Annotated in this window: 19 protein-coding genes; 12 read left to right on the top strand and 7 right to left on the bottom strand. The window is 47.0% G+C overall.

Going from position 1 to position 22,064, the window contains the following annotated elements; translation table 11 throughout:
• Window positions 1-21 precede the first annotated feature (21 nt).
• Window positions 22-1,349 (top strand): IS3 family transposase gene (locus tag ACWA50_RS03420; protein ID WP_431053927.1). Its coding sequence is split into 2 segments (ribosomal slippage): window positions 22-499 and window positions 499-1,349, totalling 1,329 coding nucleotides; the frame shifts between segments, so codons are not numbered across the junction.
• Window positions 1,350-1,392: 43 nt separating this feature from the next.
• Here ACWA50_RS03420 and ACWA50_RS03415 read toward each other — a convergent pair.
• A complete protein-coding gene (locus tag ACWA50_RS03415) occupies window positions 1,393-2,313 on the bottom strand; it encodes a GntR family transcriptional regulator (RefSeq protein ID WP_431053926.1) in 921 nt (306 codons plus the stop codon).
• Window positions 2,314-2,467: 154 nt separating this feature from the next.
• On the opposite strand from ACWA50_RS03415, the gene ACWA50_RS03410 reads away from it, so the two are divergent.
• The 7 genes from ACWA50_RS03410 to ACWA50_RS03380 are packed head-to-tail and all read left to right on the top strand — an operon-like array spanning window position 2,468 to window position 10,280.
• Entirely contained in the window at window positions 2,468-3,472 is a 1,005-nt protein-coding gene (locus ACWA50_RS03410; protein ID WP_431053925.1) for a zinc-binding alcohol dehydrogenase family protein, read from the top strand.
• Window positions 3,473-3,526: 54 nt separating this feature from the next.
• Window positions 3,527-4,516 (top strand): C4-dicarboxylate TRAP transporter substrate-binding protein, encoded by a 990-nt coding sequence (locus ACWA50_RS03405; RefSeq protein WP_431053924.1) that lies wholly within the window; start codon window positions 3,527-3,529, stop codon window positions 4,514-4,516.
• A gap of 45 nt (window positions 4,517-4,561) precedes the next feature.
• A complete protein-coding gene (locus tag ACWA50_RS03400) occupies window positions 4,562-5,065 on the top strand; it encodes a TRAP transporter small permease (RefSeq protein WP_431053923.1) in 504 nt (167 codons plus the stop codon).
• On the top strand, window positions 5,062-6,348 hold the full coding sequence (locus tag ACWA50_RS03395; protein ID WP_431053922.1) for a TRAP transporter large permease: 1,287 nt from the start codon (window positions 5,062-5,064) through the stop codon (window positions 6,346-6,348). The genes ACWA50_RS03400 and ACWA50_RS03395 overlap by 4 nt, the downstream gene beginning before the upstream one ends.
• A 23-nt stretch (window positions 6,349-6,371) precedes the next feature.
• Window positions 6,372-7,829: a tagaturonate reductase gene (locus ACWA50_RS03390; protein ID WP_431053921.1), complete on the top strand. Its 1,458-nt coding sequence runs from the start codon at window positions 6,372-6,374 to the stop codon at window positions 7,827-7,829.
• Window positions 7,830-7,832: 3 nt separating this feature from the next.
• On the top strand, window positions 7,833-9,320 hold the full coding sequence (locus ACWA50_RS03385) for a UxaA family hydrolase (RefSeq protein ID WP_431053920.1): 1,488 nt from the start codon (window positions 7,833-7,835) through the stop codon (window positions 9,318-9,320).
• Between the two features lie 15 nt (window positions 9,321-9,335).
• Window positions 9,336-10,280 (top strand): 2-dehydro-3-deoxygluconokinase, encoded by a 945-nt coding sequence (locus ACWA50_RS03380; protein WP_431053919.1) that lies wholly within the window; start codon window positions 9,336-9,338, stop codon window positions 10,278-10,280.
• 420 nt (window positions 10,281-10,700) lie between these two features.
• Here the strand turns inward: ACWA50_RS03380 and fruA are convergent, their stop codons facing one another.
• From fruA to ACWA50_RS03360, 4 genes are all read right to left on the bottom strand, one after another.
• Entirely contained in the window at window positions 10,701-12,389 is a 1,689-nt protein-coding gene (gene fruA / locus ACWA50_RS03375) for a PTS fructose transporter subunit IIBC (RefSeq protein WP_431053918.1), read from the bottom strand.
• A 4-nt stretch (window positions 12,390-12,393) separates the two neighbouring features.
• Window positions 12,394-13,335, bottom strand: a complete 942-nt coding sequence (gene fruK / locus ACWA50_RS03370) for a 1-phosphofructokinase (RefSeq protein ID WP_431053917.1) — start codon at window positions 13,333-13,335, stop codon at window positions 12,394-12,396.
• A 13-nt stretch (window positions 13,336-13,348) separates the two neighbouring features.
• The gene (gene fruB, locus ACWA50_RS03365) at window positions 13,349-14,878 is read right to left on the bottom strand and encodes a fused PTS fructose transporter subunit IIA/HPr protein (protein ID WP_431053916.1); all 1,530 of its coding nucleotides are present in this window, start codon (window positions 14,876-14,878) and stop codon (window positions 13,349-13,351) included.
• Between the two features lie 250 nt (window positions 14,879-15,128).
• Window positions 15,129-15,614, bottom strand: a complete 486-nt coding sequence (locus ACWA50_RS03360) for a hypothetical protein (protein ID WP_431053915.1) — start codon at window positions 15,612-15,614, stop codon at window positions 15,129-15,131.
• A gap of 160 nt (window positions 15,615-15,774) precedes the next feature.
• Between ACWA50_RS03360 and ACWA50_RS03355 the strand changes: the two genes are divergently transcribed.
• The 3 genes from ACWA50_RS03355 to glpE all read left to right on the top strand — a co-directional run bounded on the left by ACWA50_RS03355 (window position 15,775) and on the right by glpE (window position 17,610).
• On the top strand, window positions 15,775-16,317 hold the full coding sequence (locus ACWA50_RS03355; RefSeq protein ID WP_431053914.1) for a TIGR00645 family protein: 543 nt from the start codon (window positions 15,775-15,777) through the stop codon (window positions 16,315-16,317).
• Between the two features lie 22 nt (window positions 16,318-16,339).
• Window positions 16,340-17,212, top strand: coding sequence for a DMT family transporter (locus tag ACWA50_RS03350; RefSeq protein WP_431053913.1), 873 nt, complete (start codon window positions 16,340-16,342; stop codon window positions 17,210-17,212).
• A gap of 65 nt (window positions 17,213-17,277) precedes the next feature.
• Window positions 17,278-17,610, top strand: a complete 333-nt coding sequence (glpE, locus tag ACWA50_RS03345) for a thiosulfate sulfurtransferase GlpE (RefSeq protein WP_431053912.1) — start codon at window positions 17,278-17,280, stop codon at window positions 17,608-17,610.
• Window positions 17,611-17,963: 353 nt separating this feature from the next.
• On the opposite strand, the gene ACWA50_RS03340 is transcribed toward glpE, so the two are convergent.
• Window positions 17,964-18,278 (bottom strand): DUF5389 family protein, encoded by a 315-nt coding sequence (locus tag ACWA50_RS03340; RefSeq protein WP_431053911.1) that lies wholly within the window; start codon window positions 18,276-18,278, stop codon window positions 17,964-17,966.
• Window positions 18,279-18,371: 93 nt separating this feature from the next.
• Here ACWA50_RS03340 and ACWA50_RS03335 point away from each other — a divergent pair, with 93 nt between their 5' ends.
• The gene (locus ACWA50_RS03335; RefSeq protein WP_431053910.1) at window positions 18,372-19,220 is read left to right on the top strand and encodes a rhomboid family intramembrane serine protease; all 849 of its coding nucleotides are present in this window, start codon (window positions 18,372-18,374) and stop codon (window positions 19,218-19,220) included.
• A 90-nt stretch (window positions 19,221-19,310) separates the two neighbouring features.
• On the opposite strand, the gene adhE is transcribed toward ACWA50_RS03335, so the two are convergent.
• A complete protein-coding gene (gene adhE, locus ACWA50_RS03330) occupies window positions 19,311-21,932 on the bottom strand; it encodes a bifunctional acetaldehyde-CoA/alcohol dehydrogenase (RefSeq protein WP_431053909.1) in 2,622 nt (873 codons plus the stop codon).
• Window positions 21,933-22,064 lie beyond the last annotated feature (132 nt).

Genomic DNA, 22,064 nt, shown 5'->3' with positions numbered 1-22,064 from the left:
CTGACTAAGGTGCAGATTTTTATGACCAAATATACCCAAGCATTTAAACAACACACAGTTGAATATTACTTTCAACATGCTCAATCTCTCAGTCAAACATCAAAACACGTTCAAGTTGCACCACGCTGTATTCGTCACTGGGTTGCGCAATATCAACATGCGGGCTCAGATGGCTTGCGAGTCAAACATACTGCCCGAAAATTTACCGTCGAAGAAAAGCTTCAAGCCGTCAAATTAGCCCGACAAGGGCTGTTCTCCCTTGAACACATCGCCTTAACCTTGGGTATCTCAGGAGGCACTGTTATTTCTAAATGGTTGCAACGATTCAAACAATTTGGCATAAATGGACTGATTGATAAGCCCAAAGGACGACCAGCCGTGAATAAACCGAATAAATCGAAAAAACACGTTAAGCCATTAACGCCGTTAAAACAATTAGAACAAGAGAATTTACGTTTGCGTGCGGAGAATGCCATCTTAAAAAAGTCGATGGAATTATCCCTGAAAGACGAAGCCGAAAGGCAGAAATTGTTAAAGCCTTAAACGGTGATTTTCCGCTTAATTTATTATTAGATATCATTAAGTTAGCTCGAAGCACTTACTTTTACCATCAACAACCGAAGACAGATAAAGAGGCCGATTTAAAAGCGGAAATTCGTCAAATTAAACGAGAGAATCCGCAGTATGGCTATCGCCGAGTGACATTGGCACTCGGTACGGTCAATCACAAAAAGGTGCAACGTTTGATTCAGATGATGGGCTTACAGGTGAAAGAGAGGAAAAAACGGAAATATTGTTCTTACAGAGGTGAAGTGGGTCGAATTGCTGATAATCTGTTAGTACGTCATTTTACGGCGGAAAATGCCTACGAGAAATTAGTGACCGATGTCACTGAATTCAAAGCGAAAGACGGCAATAAAGTGTATTTATCGCCGATTTTAGATTTATTTAACAATGAGGTGATTGCCTATCAACTTGGTCGTCGTCCAAACCGGGCACTGGTTGAGCAGATGTTGCGACAAGCCGTGAATAAGCTCCCGAAGGAGGCAACGCCGATATTACATTCAGACCAAGGCCGGCAGTATCAAATGCCGTCTTATCGCAAGATATTGGCAGATAATCAGATTCAAATCAGTATGTCGAGAAAGGGAAATTGTTTGGATAATGGCGCAATGGAAAGTTTTTTCGGCAGGCTGAAGACAGAATGTTTTTATGTTCGGCAATTTGATACGGCAGATGACATTGAGCAGGCTATTCATCAATATATGCAGTATTACAATACTGAACGGATTCAAGTAAGATTAAAAGGATTAAGCCCGATACAATATCGAATTCAATCCTTTCATTAAGCAGTCCAACTTTTTGGGGGCAGATCATAAAAGTGCGGTTTTTTTACGACTTATGAATTAATGCAATACTGTTTTTTAGAGTTTTCTTGGCGGTATTCAAGTGTTGTTTCAACTCTTTTGTTGCACCTAATTTATCATTATTTAAAATATTCTGAATAATAACCAAATGTTCTTCCACCGCTAAAACATTGCGCTCAAGTAAATTCCTATTATCCCATTGATAATGAAAATGAAATACAACGGAAATCAGTTCAATAAAATCATCAATAAAAGGATTATTGGCAGCAGAGAGTAATAATGTGTGGAGTTTATTGTCCAATCCGGAAAAGTCAGGATACTCTTTTACTACATTATTGCGTAATTTTTGATGTAGATTAAATAATATTCTCATTTCTTTCCAGCGTTGGTTCTCTTTTGGTAGCTGCATAAAACACTCTAATGCGTGAATTTCAAGTAGCTCTCTTAATTCGAATAATTTGTCCGCATAATATTCATTAATTTCAATTAACTGCCATCTTCCTCTTGATAAACTTTCTATCAAATTAAAGCGAGAATATTGAATCAAATATTCTCTAACGGTAAAAATATTCACAGAGGCATCTTTAGAAAGTTGTAATTCTGTAAAAATATCGCCGGGTTTTAGTGATTTCTTTTGAATAACCTCTTTAAAATAAGTATCAATCACGTGGTATTGATTTTTTCGTGGATATTTTATTCTGATTTCAGCAAGAAAATCATGTCTCTCTGGTTGACGAATAACCAAGTATTGCTCCTCTTTCTTTTCAAGAAGCCGAATTTTGAGTAAATGTTGGATTGTATGGCGAATCGTGGTTCGGCTGACATTACAAAGTTCCGCTAACATAACTTGTGATGGTAGGGGAGATTTAAGTTGTCCATTAGAAATAAGTTCAAGCATTTGATTTATAGTGTCATTCCTTAGGTTTTGATTACGTCCTCGGCTCATTTTTCAACCCTTGTTCTTTTTTGTTTTGAATAAAAAACACTAAAAAAACATAAAAGCATATTATCTATCACAAATCAATCAACTAAGTTTAGAAGATCAGAAAAATTAGAAAATAATGTATACATCACGTTAAAACTTATTTAAGGATTGCATTATGAAGTCACTTGTATGTACAGAACCATTTGTATTGAACTACCAGGAAAGAGATATCCCTTGTGCCAAAGATAATGAAGTGGTTATCAAGGTATCGGCGGTAGGCATTTGCGGTACGGATATCCATGCTTATCAAGGCAATCAACCATTTTTTGAATACCCGAGAGTATTAGGACATGAAGTTTGTGGCAATATTACCGCCATCGGTAGCAAAGTGCATAACTATAAAATTGGACAGCGAGTCGCATTAATTCCGTATTTATCTTGTGGTAAATGTGTTGCCTGCCAAAAAGGAAAAACCAATTGTTGTGAGAAGATCTCGGTAATGGGGGTTCACCAAGATGGCGGATTCAGCGAATTTCTGGCAATCTCGGATACAAATATCATTCCGTTGGCTGATAATGTCGATGATATCAGTGCAGCATTAATCGAACCTTTTGCCATTAGTGCGCATGCAGTTCGCAGGGCACAAGTCAGTAAAAATAACAATGTGTTGGTTATCGGTGCCGGTCCGATAGGATTAGGAGTAGCGGCAATAGCCATTGCAGACGGTGCAAATGTTGTGGTTGCGGATACCAGTTTGTCAAGACGGCAGCATATTCAGCAAAAATTAAGTGTGAAAGTCGTCGATCCATTATCTGAAAAAATAGAAAATTATTTTGGCAGTATGTTACCTGAAATCGTTATTGATGCCACCGGTAATCCACATTCAATGAATAACGCTGTTAATTTTATTTGTCACGGCGGCAGAATAGTTTTTGTCGGATTATTTAAAGGTGATTTGGTTATTCATGATCCGGATTTTCACAAAAAAGAAACGACATTAATGGGAAGTCGTAATGCGACGCAAGAGGATTTTACTAAGGTTCAGAAATTAATGTCAGAAGGGAAATTAAATTCATCCATGATGCTCAGCGACACATTTAACTATACTGAACTTGCGGATATTTATGAGGAAAAGATTGTTAAAAATAAAAACTTGGTAAAAGGAGTAATACTCTACTAATCGGTCTGAATTTAAAAAAATACAGACTATCATGATAATAAGCGAGGGCATTTTATGGCTATTTTAAAAAAATTAAAAACGATTTCTTTGTTAGGTCTCATTGGGTTAAGCGTGAGTTTTACCGTGCAATCCGCGACAGAAATTATGGTTGCTTATGGAAATCAACCGGGTGAACCAATTGACAAAGCAATGCATTATTGGGCTGATCAGGTTAAAGAAAAATCCAATGGTGATATTGTTTTTAAATTATTTCCATCAAGCCAACTTGGTAGTGAAACGGAGGTCATGGAACAAGCAAAATTCGGGGCGAATATTATTACGATTAGTGATTACGGCGCACTAATGGATATTGTACCTGATCTGGGGATTATCAATGCGCCTTATTTAAGCCAGTCATTTGAAAAGAAATCAAAATTATTACATTCGGAATGGTTTAATAATTTATCTGCACAATTAGATCAAAAAGGCGTGCATATTGTTGTACCGGATGTGATCTACGGTACAAGACATTTATTGACTAAAAGAGCAGTGACTAAACCGGAAGATTTGAGAGGAATGAAAGTGCGGGTGCAACACTCTCGTTTATTTGTTGCCACTATTAGAGCAATGGGCGGTGTACCGACGCCTATGTCATTGGCGGATGTTTATCCGGGCTTGTCCGAAGGTATTATCGATGGATTGGAGAACCCGACCGTCGTGTTATTTGGCGGTAAATTTTATGAAGTGGCTAAAAACTTAAACCTAACGGCACACACCAAACATATGTCTCCATTTGTAGCTGGCAATGCCTTTTGGCAGCGTTTAACACCGGAACAACAAAATATTATCAAAGAAACCGGTGTCGACATGGTGAAGTACGGTGCTGCGCTTATTGAGCAAAATGAAACTGAAGCATTAAATAATTTGAAAGATGCGGGTGTTACTGTGAATGAGGTTGATCTGGAGGAATTTGAAAGTGCGGTTAAAGAGCAAATCCAAAAAGATTTTCCCGAATGGACACCAAATTTATATGCAGATACTCAAAAATTACTTGCTGAATTTTAATTATCCAAAGGGGAGTTTTCTCCCCTCTTCTTTGAGGAATAAAATATGGCAGATATCCCTAAAAAATCTCAATCTCTCTGGGTAAAATTAAGCTCACTTGACGAGATTTTAGCTTCTGTTTTTTTAGCTATTATCGTTATACTTTCCGCTTATGGTGTTGTGACACGTTATATATTAAACTCACCAAGTGCCTGGGTGGAAGAAGTTTGTATCGTATTTTTTATTTGGTTTACCTTTTTGGCTTCTAGTGCTCTCGCTAAAAATAATGAGTTAATAAGAATTGATTATCTGTTAACAAAGATACCAGCTCGGATAGCTAATATTATTGATGGAATATTTCAACCGTTGGTAATGATATTTTGTTTGATTTTTATGATCTATCTTGGTTTTAAATTGCTTCCTATGGCACAGTTTAGATTTACTCCCTCATTACAATTATCGTATGCCTATATTTATGCGGTGATTCCGATTAGTGCTTCATTCATGTTTTTTTATGAGGTTAGAAAGATAGTTTATTTCTTTAGAATAAATAGAGGAAATAAATCATGAGTATTCTGATTCCAATTATTCTTTTATTAGTGCTGTTTATTTTAGGTATTCCAGTTGCATTTTGTATCTTTTTTTCTACGTTAAGTTACTTTTTAATGAGTGATTTACCTATGATTATGTTGGTGCAAAGATTAGCAGGTGGGTTAGAATCCGTTACGTTATTGGCTATTCCGTTTTTTATTATGGCTGGGGTGTTTATGAATCATTCTGGTATCAGTGAAAGGTTATTAAAATTCTGCGAAGTACTCACTGGGCATTTAAATGGCGGATTAGCGCAAGTCAATGTTGCACTGAGTACTTTAATGGGCGGGCTATCCGGTTCTAATATTGCCGATGCCGCCATGAACTCAAAACTTTTAGTACCACAAATGGTCGCTAGAGGTTATAGCGCTTCTTTTTCATCAGCAGTGACTGCTGCCGGATCACTTATTACCCCGATCATTCCACCAGGCATTGCGATGATTATTTATGGCTATGTGAATAATGTTTCTATTGGTCGTTTATTTCTAGCGGGTGTTGTCCCCGGATTTTTACTCTGTATTTTAATGATGATCTTGGTTTCTATTATTTCGAAAAAGCGCGGATATTTACCGATCAGGGAAAAGAGAGCTTCATGTAAAGAGATTCTTTTTTCAGCTAAAGATGCAGTTTTAGCTCTGATGTTACCGGTTATTATTATTGGTGGGATCCGAATGGGGGTTTTTACACCAACGGAAGCCGGTGCAATAGCAGTTATTTATGCACTAATTTTAGGGATGTTTATCTATAGAAAAATGGATCTGCGTCAGTTATGGTTTGCTACCAGAGAATCTGCACTTGGTGCAGCAAATGTCTTATTAATTATCTGTGTTGCCGTCGGTTTTTCTAAATTTTTGACTTGGGAAAGAGTTCCGCAATCGTTAGCAATGTGGATTACCCAAATTGTGGATAGTCCGTTAACATTTTTAATGATTGTAAATGTTACCTTATTAATTTTAGGAATGTTCTTAGAAGGCAATGCCATTATGATCGTGCTTGCACCTCTACTTGCACCTATTGCACATTCATATGGTATTGATCCAATTCACTTTGGGATTGTTTTTATTTTTAACGGTGCTATTGGAACAATCACCCCTCCACTGGGAACAGTGATGTTTACTACGTGCTCTATTACTGAGGTGCCAATCGAAAAATTTATTAAAGATGTCATGCCATTCTGGGCGTTATTAATGGTTGAACTTTTATTATTAACTTATATACCTGCAATTACTACAACGTTACCTAATTTTATCTATGGATCTTAATGAATTTTGTATAAGGATATAAAATGAAAAAATTAAATAGAACTAACTTCCCCGGTCCGCAATACCCGACCAAAATCCTCCAATTTGGCGAGGGGAATTTTCTGCGGGCTTTTATTGACTGGCAAATTGATCTTTTGAATGAAACAACCGGGTTAAACGCCGGGGTGAGCGTTGTGCGTCCGATTGATACCGATTTTCCACTGTCGTTAAATAGCCAAGACGGGCTGTATACTACGATTATCCGTGGTTTAAATGAGCAAGGCGAAGCGGTGAAACAAGCGCGGATTATCCGCTCGGTCAATAACGAAATCAATATTTATCAAGATTTTGCCGCTTATCTGGCGTTGGCGCGCGATGAAAATATTCAAATGGTATTTTCCAACACCACCGAAGCCGGGATCAGCTATCATGAACAGGATAAATTCGATGATGCGCCGCCGAGCAGTTATCCCGCCAAACTGACCCGTTGGCTGTATGAACGTTTTGCCCATTTCAACGGGGATCCGAGCAAAGGCTTGACTTTATTGCCATGCGAATTGATTGATTATAACGGCGAGCAACTGAAACAACTGGTGCTGAAATACGCGGCGCAGTGGCGGTTGACACCGCACTTTAGCGCTTGGATTGAACAACACAATACTTTTTGTTCCACCTTGGTCGATCGCATTGTCACCGGCTATCCGCGTGATGAAGTGAGAGCGCTTGAGCAGGAATTCGGCTACCGAGACAGCTTCTGGGACACCGCCGAATATTTTTACCTGTTCGTGATCCAAGGTCCTGAATCGGTGAAGCAGCTGCTCAAGTTAGATCAAGCCGAGATGAATATTTTGGTGGTGGACGACATTAAGCCGTATAAAGAGCGCAAAGTGGCGATTCTGAACGGGGCGCATACCGCACTTGTGCCGGTGGCGTATCTGGCGGGCATGGATTATGTCGGCGAAAGTATGGACGATCCGCAATTGCGTGAGTTTGTCGAGGCAACCATTCATCGGGAAATCATTCCGGTGCTGTCGTTGCCGCAAGCGGAGCTGCAGCAGTTTGCCGCAGATGTGATCAAGCGTTTCCGCAATCCGTTTATCAAACATCAGCTACTGTCGATTTCGTTGAACAGTATGACCAAATATGTCACCCGCATTCTGCCGCAGTTATTGGCGTATCATCAGAAATTTCACCGTTTGCCGCGTCGTTTGACCTTTGCCTTGGCGGCGCTAATCGCTTTTTATCGCGGTAAACGTAATAATGAAACGATTCCGTTAAATGATGATCCATTTTGGTTGCAACATTATGCGTTGTGGTGGCGGCAAGTTGAAACACAACAGATGACGTTATCCCAGTTGGTGAGTAATGTTTTATCGCAACGAGACCACTGGCAAGTGGATTTAACCGTGGAACCCGGTTTAACGCTGGCGGTCACCGAACAACTGCAATCGATTTTGGATCACGGCATTCGGACTTCCTTAAGAATTTATTGTAAGGATTGAGCCATGAAACAGCTGATTAAAATCAATCCGCAGGATAATGTCGCCGTTGCGTTGCAGGATTTAAGCGCCGATAGCCAAGTTGAATTGGACGGTTTAATCCTGTCGATCAAAAGTGCGGTGACGCGCGGGCATAAAATTGCCTTGCAGCCGATCGCAAGCGGAGAATTGGTGATCAAATACGGTTACCCGATTGGGCATGCCACGCAGCCGATTGTGTTGGGCGAACATGTGCATATGCATAACACCAAAACCAATTTAAGCGATATTAATGACTATCAATATACACCGGTTTCAACCGCACTTGCAGCGCAAGGGTCGGACAGAGCGGTGCAGGTGTATCGCCGTGCAAACGGCGATGTCGGAATCCGTAACGAACTCTGGATTGTGCCGACGGTCGGCTGTGTGGTCGGCATTGCCCGTCAGATTCAAAAACAATTTTTGCAGAATCACCCTGAACTGGCGATTGACGGGGTTTATACGTTTAACCATAGCTACGGCTGTTCGCAGCTGGGCAACGACCACGAAAACACCAAAATCATTTTGCAGGATATGGTCAAACACCCGAATGCCGGCGGCGTGCTGGTGATCGGTTTAGGCTGTGAAAATAATCAAGTCAGCGTGTTTCAACAAACCTTAGGCGATTATGACCCGCAGCGGGTGAAATTTATGGTGTCGCAGAAAGTGGAAGATGAGATTGAAGCCGGGGTTGCCTTGCTCGACACCTTATATCGGCAAATGGCGCAAGACAAGCGGCAGGCGGGCAAACTGAGCGAAGTGAAATTCGGTTTGGAATGCGGCGGTTCCGACGGTTTTTCCGGTATCACCGCCAATCCGCTGCTGGGGCGGTTTTCCGATTATTTAACCAGTCACGGCGGCACCACCGTCTTGACCGAAGTGCCGGAAATGTTCGGTGCGGAACGGATTTTAATGAGCCATTGCCGCGACGAGCAGGTGTTCAATAAAACCGTTGCTATGGTGAATGATTTCAAACACTATTTTATCCGCCACCAACAACCGATTTATGAAAACCCATCGCCGGGCAATAAAGAGGGTGGGATCACCACTCTGGAGGATAAATCGCTCGGCTGCACGCAAAAAGCCGGACATAGTCAGGTGGTCGATGTGCTGAAATATGGCGAACGCCTGCAAACACCCGGCTTGAATTTATTGAGCGCCCCGGGCAATGACGCGGTGGCGACCAGCGCCTTAGCGGCGGCGGGCTGTCATATCGTACTCTTTACCACCGGACGCGGAACGCCTTACGGCGGTTTTGTACCGACCCTGAAAATCGCCACCAACAGCGAATTGGCGCAGCGCAAAAAGCACTGGATCGATTTTGATGCCGGACAGTTGCTGCATGAGGTTTCAATGCCGCAGTTGCTGCAACAATTTATCGATCTGCTGGTGGCGACGGTCAACGGGCAGCCGAGTAAAAACGAGCTGAATGATTTCCGCGAACTGGCGATTTTCAAAAGCGGTGTGACCTTATAGCGAGGAAATGGCAAGATGACGAAAAAAGTCGCCATTATCGGCGAATGTATGATCGAGCTGTCGCTGAAACAGGCAAAGCCACCGCAATTGGCGTTCGGCGGCGATACCTTGAATACCGCCGTTTATCTGGCGCGCTTGCTGAAAAATCAAGCTGCTGAAATCCATTATGTAACCGCACTTGGGCAAGATACGTTCAGCCGGCAGATGTTGGCGCAGTGGCAGCTAGAAGGCATTCGCACCGAGTTGGTGCAAACCTTGGCGGACAAATTGCCCGGTTTGTATTCGATTGTCACCGATCCGCAAGGCGAGCGCAGTTTCTATTATTGGCGCAACGATTCGGCGGCGCGTTACTGGCTGCAAACCACCGACAGCGCGGCGATTACGGCACAATTGGCAACCTTTGATTATCTCTATCTCAGCGGTATCAGTCTGGCGATTTTGGATCAGGCAAGCCGAGAAAAACTGTACGCCTTGTTAGCCGAATTTAAACGCAACGGCGGCAAGCTGGTGTTCGATAACAACTACCGTCCGCGCCTGTGGCAAGATGTGGCAACCGCACAGCAGGTGTATCAACAAATCTTATTGCTTAGCGATATTGCCTTTTTAACCCTTGACGATGAAACCGCACTTTGGGGCGGTAAATCCGGTGAAAGTGCAGTTGAAACGGTGATTGCGCGCACGCAGGGTTACGGCGTGAACGAAATCGTGATTAAGCGCGGCGCAGACAGTTGCATTGTCGCCGTGCAGCGGCAACGCGTTGACATCGCCGCCAATAACATTGCCGCCGAAAAGGTGATCGACACCACCGCCGCCGGCGACTCGTTCAGCGCCGGTTATTTGGCGGCACGCTTATGTGGCAGTGATATAGAAAGTGCGGTTCGGCAAGGACACCAACTGGCCGGCACGGTGATTCAACACCGCGGCGCAATTATCCCGTTGGCAGCAATGTCACGCCTTTAACAATGGGATAAAAAAGAAACCTCGGCACGAGACCGGGGTTTGAGGCGGATGACAAAGTCGCTTTCTCTAATCATTTCCCTCCCTCCGTATACGGAGGGAGGTGTCCGAAGGACGGAGGGAGGCATAAAGAATGTTAAAAATAAATATGTTGCATTTTCATATTCCCCCTCCCTCCCCATTTTTCTTGCAAAAAATGGTACTCCCTCCGCACGCAGAGGGAGAGAAGTAAGTTTGTCAGCAATCTCAAACCCCGGCACAAGACCGGGGTTTTAGGCGGATGACAAAGTCGCTTTCTCGAATAATTTCCCTCCTTCCGTATACGGAGGGAGGTGTCCGAAGGACGGAGGGAGAGAAGTCAGTTTGTCAGCAATCTCAAACCCCGGCACGAGACCGAGGTTTTGCATTTTAACGCAGCCAGGATTAAACCAACTCTTCTTCTTTTGGTTTGATTGCGGCGTACAGGAAGCCGGTGACGGCGGTACCGGCAAGAATCGCCACTAAGTATAACAACACCGGTTGGATTGCGCCCGGGATTGCCAAAACGAAGATTCCGCCGTGCGGCGCCATCAGTTGTGCGCCGAACAGCATGGAGAGTGCGCCGGTTAGGGCGCCGCCCGCCATACAGCTTGGGATCACGCGCATTGGGTCGCGTGCGGCGAATGGGATTGCGCCTTCGGAGATAAAGCATAATCCCAATACGAATGAGGCTTTGCCGCCCTCGCGCTCGCTGGCGGAGAATTTTTTACGCGCCAAGAAGGTTGCCAAGCCCATGCCCAATGCCGGCACCATGCCCGCCGCCATCACCGCCGCCATTGGCAGGTAGGTGGACGAAGCCAGTAAGCCGACGCCGAAGGTGTAAGCGGCTTTGTTGACCGGGCCGCCCATATCGAAACACATCATCGCACCCAAGATAATACCGAGCATAATTGCGCTGCCGGATTGCATGCCTTTCAGGAATTCGGTCATGCTGTTCATAATCCAAGCCACCGGGTCGCCAACCACATAAATCATGACTAAGCCGGTGATTAAGGTGGCAAAGAACGGAATGATTAAAATCGGTTTTAATGCATTCATGGTCGGCGGCAGTTGCACTTTGTCGGCGATAAATTTCGAGACGTAACCGCCTAAGAAACCAGAGATAATCCCGCCGAGGAAACCGGCGCCGAGGGAACTGGCGAGCATGCCGCCGACCAAACCCGGGGTTAAGCCCGGGCGGTCGGCAATCGAGTAGGCGATATAACCGGACAACACCGGAATCATCAAACCAAAGGCGCTGCCGCCGCCGATTTGCATTAATGCCGCTGCTAACGTGCCTTCCTCTTTAAAGGCTTCGATCCCGAAGACAAACGACAGCGCAATAATCAAGCCTCCGGCAACCACCACCGGCAACATATGCGATACCCCGGTCATCAAGTGGCTGTACACGCCTTTTTTCTCGCTTTTCGCTTCCCGCTTAACCGCACTTTGTGCCGTGGCAGTGAACATTTTGGCTTGTTTAAACGCTTTATCGAACTCTTGTGCTGTTTTTTTCAAGGCGAGACCGGTGGAAGTGCGGTACATCAATTTACCGTCGAATTTGCTCAAATCCACATCAATATCGGCAGCGACAAATACCAAATCCGCCGCGGCGACTTCTTCCGGGCTGATCGGGTTGCCGGCGCCCACTTGACCGCGGGTTTCCACTTTCACGTTCCAACCTTGCTGTTTAGCGTAGGCTTCGATTGCTTCCGCCGACATAAAGGTATGCGCCACGCCGGTTGGGCAGGCAGTAACCGCAACGATATTTTTAACCGCATTCCCGCCAGTGCTGACCGCACTTGCCGCCGCTGCACCGCTTGGCGCCACATAATCTGTCGCATTGGCAAGCGCGTCGGACAAGGTTTTTTCCGGGGCGCTAAAGGCGCTGTCCAGGTTTGCCAGATACACTTTTTTGCCTGCCAGTTGCGGGTTATTCGGCAAATTATCGCCTAACACCACGGCGAGATCGGCGTCGGCGGCATTGTCCACCACTTGATGTGTCGCATTGCCGGCGGCTGCGGCTAATACTTGGCGTACCAAAAAGGTTTTCGCTTTGCCTAAAGCGCTGCCTTCTACCAGTAGAATTTTCATGTTGTTATCCTTCTAGAACGTTAATTTTAACTTGCTGCAAAATCGTATCGAGCAACGTGCGATCGTTGATACCGACGTTACTTTGCGAAACCGCAAAAGCGGAAACCGCACTGGCAAAAGCCAAGGTTTGCGCTTGTGTCCAACCTTGGCTGATCCCGTAAATCAATCCCGCGACCATCGAATCGCCGGCGCCGACGGTGCTGACCACGTTTTCGCATTTCGGCGGCTGTGCCTGCACCACCGCCTTGTCACTCAGCCACACCGAGCCTTCGGCGCCCATCGAAATAATCACATTGGCAATGCCTTGCGCTTTCAGTTGTTTGGCGGCGGCGATAATCTCCGCCAAACTGTTTAACGGTTTGCCGATCCAAGCTTCCAATTCGCGTTGGTTTGGTTTCACCAACCACGGATTGGCTTTTAAACCGGCGGTCAGCGCGGCGTTGCTGCTGTCGAGCACCACTTTCACGCCGCTTTGTCCCAATTGACTCAGCCATTGGGTGAATTGTTGCGGGCTGACGCCGCGCGGCAAGCTGCCGCACACCGCCACCACATCAAAGGTTTTGCTCCAGTTCAGCGAATCTTGGGTAAATTTCGCCCAGTCGCTGTCGCTGATTTGATAGCCTAAAAAGTTCAGGTCGGTGACATCAGCCTCCGTTTCAGTGATTTTTACGTTGATCCGTGTCTTACCGGGAACACGTTGGAATTTATCTTCCAAATTCAACGCCTGAAACATCTGGCTGAAGTCACCTTGATTCTCTTCGCCGAGAAAACCGCTCACCGCTACAGCGACATTCAAATCATATAGCACTTTCGCCACATTAATGCCTTTGCCTGCCGGGAACAACCCCAAGGTTTCGACGGTATTGACTTCGCCCAACGCAATGCGCGGTAAACGCCCGACCAGATCGTAGGCGGTGTTTAAGGTGATCGTTGCAATTTTTGCCATGTGAAGCCCCTTATTATTCGCCTAAACCGGCGGCAATCGCCGCACCGATGGCGTCAATTGCCTGCTGTGCGTCATCGCCCTTGGCGACAAAGCGCAATTTATGGTTTTTCAGCGCACCGAGGGCGACTACTTTCATCATGCTTTTCGCACTCACTGCCGCCGATTGGCGATCTAAATTTTCTACGGTAATTGCCGATTGGAATTTCTTCGCTTCCTGCACCAACAAAGCACAAGGGCGGGCGTGTAAGCCGTGTTCATTTTTCAGACTGAAAGTGCCTTCGGCTTGTGCTTCGCTACTTGCCGCCGACTCACTTTGCACGGCGGGCGTGCTACTTGCCGGTGCGGCGACCGCACTTGCCACTTCTTCAATCGTATCCGGTGTTTTTGGAGTTACGCCGGCGTCTTCGCCCAAGCCGTCGGCAATCGCTTTGCCAATGGCTTCAATCGCGGCTTTGGCGTCATCGCCTTCCGCCACAAAGCGTAAACGGTGTCCGGCAACCACGCCGAGCGCCACCAGTTTCATCAGGCTTTTCGCGTTCACGGCGTTGCCCGGGCGATCCAGATTTTCCACCGTGACTTTGGCGGCAAACGGTTTAACCGTGCTGACTAACAGCGCACCCGGACGGGCATGCAAGCCGTGTTCGTTACGCACGGTGAAGGTGCCGATCACGTGATCGACCGCACTTGCCGTGGTACCTGCCGCTACGCTTGCCGCCAATTTACCTTCTAACAACGCCATCACCTGTTCCGCGCTGTTGGCGGTTAAAAGTGCGGTTTGGAGCTCGTTATTCAGCAGACGGGTTAATACCGGGTTTAATTGATCGTCAAGTGCCGCGACGGTCACCACCGCTTGTACGCTTTGACCCTTGCCGTTTTGAAACGCCTGTTTGGCACGGCTGAACGCCACGGCGTTATATTGGTTGCCTTGCGCATTATCGTTCAGCCAAATGCCGTTACCTAATGGCAAGCCGGGATCGGCGATGACTTGGCTGACAAAACGGTTATCGACCGCACTTTTGGCTTCCAATTTACCGGCGTTAATCGCGGTTAAGGTCAGCACGCTGGCGGTGTCAACATCTAATGAGATGAAATCCGCTTGCAACGCAGGCTCTGTTTTCTCACCCATCAAAATCGCGCGGAATTCGGCTTTATCTTGCAGCGTGACCAATGAAGCGGCGGTGTCGTCATCGCCTAACACGTGGGTTAATTGGCGCAATAATGCCAAATGTTCGTCGGAACGGGCGGCAATGCCGATTACGATATAAGCGGTGTTGCCTTCGCCCCATTCGACTCCTTGCGGGAATTGGAAAATTTGCACGCCGGTGTTTTTCACCATATCACGGGTTTCCAACGTACCGTGCGGAATGGCAATGCCGTTGCCTAAAAAGGTGGAGGTTTGCTGTTCGCGCGCTAACATGCCTTGCAGATAGCCCGCTTCGACATAGCCGGCTTGCACCAAGGCGTTCGCCGCCATTTCGATTGCTTGTTGTTTATTATCGGCAGTTGCTGATAAATGAATGTTGTTTTCCGGTAAGTTAAACATTCAATTGCTCCTATAGTTACGGGTAAAGAAAAAACGTTATCTTTTTTGCTGTACAAAAAGCAAGCGGTTTATTTTTGCATCTCCTTGAAAAATCGTTTCAGCAAAGAAAGAAAAAATTTTGCCGCTGTAGTTATGAGTCTCTTTACAACGACAAATTGACGATGGCTTTATTATTCGCCATTCGCCTGCGCAGTTCAAGGTAAACGGCGGGAAATTTGCTTAAAAAGTGATATGTATCACATTTTATCCGCTATTTTTGACAAACCGCCAAGAATTGCTCGGTGCCGGCGCTCAGATAGGGATCATTTTCCGTCCGCACACGGCTTTTGCTTAAATCGCGCATTGCATCGTAGATACCTTGGGTCAGGCTCGGTTTATTCAATTGCGACCAACAATTGCTGTTTAAACGGGAAAAGTTGTTTTGCAGTTCGCCGGCGAACACCACGCCGCTGCGAAAGGCGTAAATATTGCTGTCTTGCAGTTGGTTGTACAGCTTATCACGCATGTTGGCGACGCTCTCTTTAATATCGCCGCGATACCACGCCTGCGCGCCGCGCGCAAAATCATCGACTTCATAGTTTTTATCGACAATGCCGTCAAACGACTGCACCGTGGTTTGGTAAGCAATCGCATAGGATTTGGCGTCGCGTTGGCTGTCCGCCAGATCAATCACCGGTTTACTGCTACAAGCGGCTAAAATCAGTGCCGCCGTTATCAGCGCTACTTTTTTTAACATCAGTTTTCTCCTTAAACCGCACTTTTTGTTGATTACGGTTATTTTATGCCACTTCTTGCGCGTTTTGTCGATAATTTTCTTGTGCCGAATCTTGCTATTTCGCCGGAAAATCGGTAATTTTCCACTCACTTTTATTCACCTCTTAATGAAGACACATAATATGGAAACAACCGTTGAAAAAAGAGATCGGGTCAGAAGAACCTCGATTTTCAGTAAAATCATCTTTGCCAGCCGCTGGATTCAACTGCCGATTTATATCGGGCTGATTGTGGTGCAAATGGTGTATGCTTATAAATTTATCAAATCGCTGTGGGAATTGCTGGCCAACCTGAATCAGATGAACGAAAGCATGGTGATGTTGGCGGTGCTGAACCTGATTGACGTGGTGATGATTGCCAATTTGTTGATTATGGTGATTGTCGGCGGCTATGAAACGTTCGTTTCCAAATTGAACACCGATGATCACCCGGATCAGCCGGAATGGTTGAACCATGTCAACGCCTCGGTGCTGAAGGTGAAATTATCGATGGCGATTATCAGTATTTCGTCGATTCACATGTTGCAAACTTTCATTAATGTCGGCAATCTGCCGGAGAAGCAGATGATGTGGCAGTTGCTGCTGCACCTCGGCTTTTTGGCGTCGGCGTTGGCGATGGCGTATACCGACCGGATTTTATACGGCACTACCCATAAAAATCACTAATTAAAGTCAAAGTGCGGTTAAGATGACGGATCTCAGTAAAGGCATTGCGGCAATGCTGATCTCAGCCTTGGGTTTTACCGTGATGGCGGTGTGTATCAAACTTGCCGGCGATCTGCCGGTGACGGAAAAATCGATTTTCCGCAATGCCATCGCGGCTTTACTGAGCGGCTATTTGGTGTGGAAAAACCGCACTTCCTTTATCGGGCATAAGCAAAACCGCCGCACCTTAGTGTTGCGTTCGGTTTTCGGTTTGTTCGGCGTGTTGCTGGGGTTCTATTCCATCGATCACCTGCTGTTGAGTGACGCCGATATGATCATGAAACTGTCGCCGTTTATCTTAATCGCGCTGTCGGCGCTGTTTCTGCAAGAACGGGTGACGCCACGCCAAATCCTGCTGTGTCTGGTTGCGTTGCTCGGCGTGGTGCTGATTATCCGTCCGTTTGCCGATTCAATGCAAACCGCACTTTCCGCCTATCTGATCGCGATTCTCGGTGCGGTGTTCGCGGCGGCGGCGTATTTGATGTTGCGCGTGCTGGCGTTGAGCCCGAAAGTGGAATCGCCTTACACCATCGTGTTTTTCTTTTCCTGCTTTTCTACCTTGGCACTGCTGCCGCCGGTGTTATGGCAGTTTAAGCCGATGTCGTTGCAACAACTTGGCTATTTGTTGCTGTCCGGGGTGATGGCGACGGTCGGGCAGTTCGGCATTACTTTGGCTTACCGTTACGCCAGCGCCAAAGAAGTGTCGATTTATTCTTATGCTTCGGTGCTGTTTGCCGCGCTGTTCAGTGTGTTATTGTTTGGGCAGTATCCCGATTGGTTCAGTTGGGGCGGTTATCTGTTGATTTTTCTCAGCGGTTACTGGATGTATCGCTTAAACCGCAAAACGGCGGTTTAATTGCTTTCATCACGCGGCTTAAACTGTTAACATTCGCGCAACATCCGTCAGTAAGGGAATATGCGATGACAACCGAGATCGAAACCGTTACGCCACAACAGGCTTGGCAGCAGGTGCAGGACGGCACGGCGCTGTTGCTGGATATTCGCGATTTACAAAATTACCGCTTCCGCCGCGCACCGCAGGCGTTTCATTTAACCAATCAAAGTTACGGCGAACTGTTGGATCGTTATGACTATGACTTTCCGCTGTTGGTCAGCTGTTATCATGGTGTCAGCAGCCTCAACGTCGCCCGCTTTTTGCTGGAGCAGGGCTTTGATTACGTGTACAGCGTACAAGGCGGCTTTGACGGCTGGCTGCGTGCCGGGCTGCCGACCGAGAGTGATTTGCACGATTAAGTCCACCCTCATCCGCCCTTCGGGCACCTTCTCCCATCAAGGGAGAAGGGATTTTTATCGTCTCGATTCATGGTGATAATCTCTTCGCCTCTTGTGGGAGAAGGACAGATTTTCGCTTTGTTCAGAAACGAAAATCAGGATGAGGGGCGCATTGTTTGATTTCACTCTCATCCGCCCTTCGGGCACCTTTTCCCATCAAGGGAGAAAGGATTTTTATCGTCTCGATTCATGGTGATCTTCCCTTCGCCCCTTGTGGGAGAAGGACAGATTTTCGCTTTGTTCAGAAACGAAAATCAGGATGAGGGGGCATTGTTTGATTTCACTTTCATCCGCCCTTCAGGCACCTTTTCACATCAAGGAAGAAGGGCGGTAATCAAATAACTTAAAAAACCATAGAATAAAATAAAACCGGCGAACAACAAGCTCTGCGCTAGACGCGGTGCCGATTGGCGCAGTTTGTTCAGTAATACTGCAACCGTCAATAACAGCAACGGATACAGCCAAAGTGCGGTGGAGAGCCAATAGACTTCGCGGTTGCTCAAGCTTGGATGATCGCCAACCGACGGCGAAATCAACAGCGCCAGCGGCCACAAAATGGCAGGCAGGCAAAACAGCGCCAAGCCCCAGGCAAAAGCGGAAAAGCCGGTCGGCAGTTGTGGTTTGGTCATTTTTTTATCCTTTGTACTTCTCATCTTTTGAGCGAACGGCTAGTATAGCGCAATCCGTTTATTACTGAAGCATTTATTACTGAAGCAATTATTATGATGAAAGTGATCCTCAGCAGCGAGCAAGCGGAGTTGGCACTGCGTTTCCGAGATTATATCCGTCAGCGTTATCAGCGCGATCTGCCGCTGTATCAAGAACAGAACGTTTATTTATTGGCAGTGGAACAAGACGATCCGCAGCTGACCGCACTTTTGGGCGAAGCGGAACAGTATCGGCGCGATCCGTTTGACGAAAAATATACCCAAGCCAGCTGGCAGGACGGCGAAACCTATTCGCTGCAAGGGCGTTTCAGCAGTTGGCTGCCGAATATCGGCAATTGGCGCAACGCACTGCGCCAGGCGCCGCTGACTTGGACGCTTGCTTTGCTGTGTGTCGCGGTCTATCTCTTGACTCTGAGCGGCTATCGTGCCGAGGTGTATCAATGGGCGCATTATCCGGAAAATAGCAGCCAATATTCGCAACTGTGGCGTTTTGTCAGCCATGCGCTGGTACATCTGTCGTTTTCGCATATCTTGTTCAACCTGACTTACTGGCTGGTGTTCGGCGCGATGATCGAACGCAAAAACGGCAGCGGCAAGTTGTTTATGCTGTTTTTCGCCGCAGCGGTGATCAGCGGCAGCGTACAAAACGCCTTTAGCGGCGCGGCATTTTTCGGTTTGTCCGGCGTGGTGTTCGCCGTGTTGGGCTATGTCTATCTGCTGAGCCGGCTTGATCCGCAACAGCGTTACCGCTTGCCGAGCGGCTTTATTTATCTGCTGCTGATCGGTGTGTTGTTCGGCTTTGTTTCGCCATTAGTTGATATTGCGGTCGGCAATGCGGCGCATATTTCAGGGCTTATGGTCGGCTTGGCATTGGCGTGGTGGCAAGCACATTGGCAGAAATAACCGTCGAGATAACATAAGAAAAACCGCACTTTCAGATTTAAAAGTGCGGTTTCAGCGAGATAAGATTAGGCTTTACTTATTTGTCGCCACTTACTTGTCGCCGTAAAACGCTTTGGTTAGGATCACTTCCATATCTTCCACCATCGGCAAGCGCGGGTTTGCCGGGGAGCATTGGTCTTCAAACGCCAGCAAGGCGATCTCGCGGCGGCTGTCCATCCACTCTTGTTCGTTCAAACCTTGATCTTTAAAGCACATTTTAATCCCGACTTTTTGCGCTAAATCCGAACAGGCTTGGGCGAAGGCTTCGACCCCTTCCGCCGGGGTGGCGCACGGCAAGCCGAGCACTTTGGCGATGTCTTGGTATTTCACATCGGCTTTGTAGTAGTTATATTTCGGCCAGGTCGCGGTTTTTTGCGGACGGGTGCCGTTATAGCGGATCACGTGCGGCATTAAAATCGCATTGGTGCGTCCGTGCGGGGTGTGAAAACGGCCGCCGATTTTGTGCGCCAACGAGTGGTTCATGCCCAAGAACGCATTGGCAAACGCCATGCCGGCGATGGTCGAGGCGTTGTGCATTTTTTCGCGCGCTTCCGGATCGGACGCGCCGTTTTTGACCGAACGTTCCAAATATTCAAACACCAGCTTAATCGCTTGCAATGCCAAGCCGTCGGTGAAGTCGTTTGCCAAGGTGGAGACATAGGCTTCGGTGGCGTGGGTCAACACGTCCAAACCGGTGTCGGCGGCAACGTGCGCCGGCACGCTCATGGTGAACGACGGATCGACAATCGCCACGGTCGGGGTTAATGAATAGTCGGCGATCGGGTATTTTTTATCGCCTTCGCTGATCACCGCAAACGGCGTCACTTCCGAGCCGGTGCCGGAGGTGGTCGGAATGCCGATAAAGCGCGCTTTGCGTCCTAATTGCGGGAATTTGAACGCCCGTTTGCGAATATCCATGAATTTTTGTACCAGATCACGGAAATCGACTTCCGGTTGTTCGTAGAACAGCCACATCACTTTTGCCGCGTCCATTGCCGAGCCGCCGCCTAAGGCGATGATAGTATCCGGTTGGTAGTTACGTAACAGTTGCGTACCACGGCGCACGGTTTCAATGCTCGGATCCGGCTCGACATCGGCGAACAATTGATAGGTGACATGGTTGCCGCGCGCCGTCAGTTGGTTGGCAATTTTTTCAACAAAGCCCAAATCCACCATGGTACGGTCGGTGACGATCACCACGCGTTCCATGCCTTTCATGGATTGTAGATATTGGATGGAATCCCGTTCAAAGTAGATTTTTGAAGGCACTTTAAACCACTGCATATTATTTCTCCGTCTGCCCACGCGTTTGATATTTAACAGATTGACCGCACTGACATTGTTGCCGACGGAATTTTTACCATAAGAACCGCAACCTAAGGTTAAGGAAGGCAGGAAGGAGTTATACACATCGCCGATCCCGCCGAAGGTGGAAGGGGAATTCCAAATCACACGGATTGCTTTCACCCGTTCGCCGTACTCCTTGGCGATCTTGGCGTCTTTAGTATGGATTGCGGCGGAGTGTCCCAAACCGTGGAAATTCACCATTTGTTCCGATAATTCGAAGCCGTGTTCGGTGGAGTCGGATTTGAGAATCGCTAACACCGGCGACAGTTTTTCACGGGTCAACGGCTCTTTTTCACCGACTAAGGCACATTCGGCGGCTAAAATATTGGTTTTTTCCGGCACGCTGAAACCGGCTTGTTCGGCGATCCAAAATGCGGATTTGCCGACCACCGCCGCATTTAATTTTGCGCCGCTACAATTGGCGGAATTGGCTTTTACTCCGAAGATAAAGCTTTCTAATAACGCTTTTTCTTTTTTATTGACGAAATACACGCCGTAGGATTTCATCTCATTGACAAAATCGTCATACACTTCTTTATCGACAATCGCCGCTTGTTCGCTGGCGCAAATCATGCCGTTATCGAACGCTTTCGACATCACGATATCGTGGGTGGCTTGTTTGATATCCGCACTTTTTTCCACATATGCCGGCACGTTGCCTGCCCCGACGCCCAATGCCGGTTTGCCGCAAGAGTAAGCCGCTTCCACCATGGCGTTACCGCCGGTGGCTAAAATGGTGGCAATGCCCGGGTGTTTCATCAATGCCGCCGTACCTTCCATCGACGGATTTTCAATCCATTGTACGCAGTCTTTCGGCGCACCGGCGGCAACCGCCGCGTCATATACCACACGTGCGGCATGGGCGGAACATTGTTGTGCCGATGGGTGGAAAGCAAATACAATCGGATTCCGGGTTTTTAAGGATATTAAGGCTTTAAAAATCGCGGTCGAGGTCGGGTTGGTGGTCGGGGTGATCCCGCAAACCACGCCGACCGGATCGGCAATTTCGGTAACCCCGGTGACATCGTCATCGCTGATTACGCCGACGGTTTTCAAATGGCGCATATTATTCACCACATATTCGCAGGCAAACAGGTTTTTGGTGGCTTTGTCCTCAAACACACCGCGCCCGGTTTCCTCCACGGCGTGCATGGCGAGCACGCCGTGCTGATCAAGGGCGGCAACCGAGGCTTTGGCAACGATATAATCAACTTGCTCTTGATTTAGCTTGCGAAACTCCTCCAGTGCAAGCAAGCCGCGCTCGACCAGTTGGTTGACTTCCGCTTGTGCCGGACTGACAGCCGTGTCTGTTGTCGTTTTGTTCATAATGATTTCTCCTAAAGTTTATCTAAATTAAAAATTTTCTGAGAAAAATTATAGGCGCTTGAAGCGAATATTTAAGTGTTATTTACCTCTAAAGAGTGATCTGGATCACGTTTTTATCAAACTCGGATTAAA

This window comes from Testudinibacter sp. P17/SS/0325, from assembly GCF_053570765.1.
The sequence above is the reverse complement of the archived record's forward strand: the minus strand, read 5'-3'. Positions and strand labels throughout refer to the sequence as shown.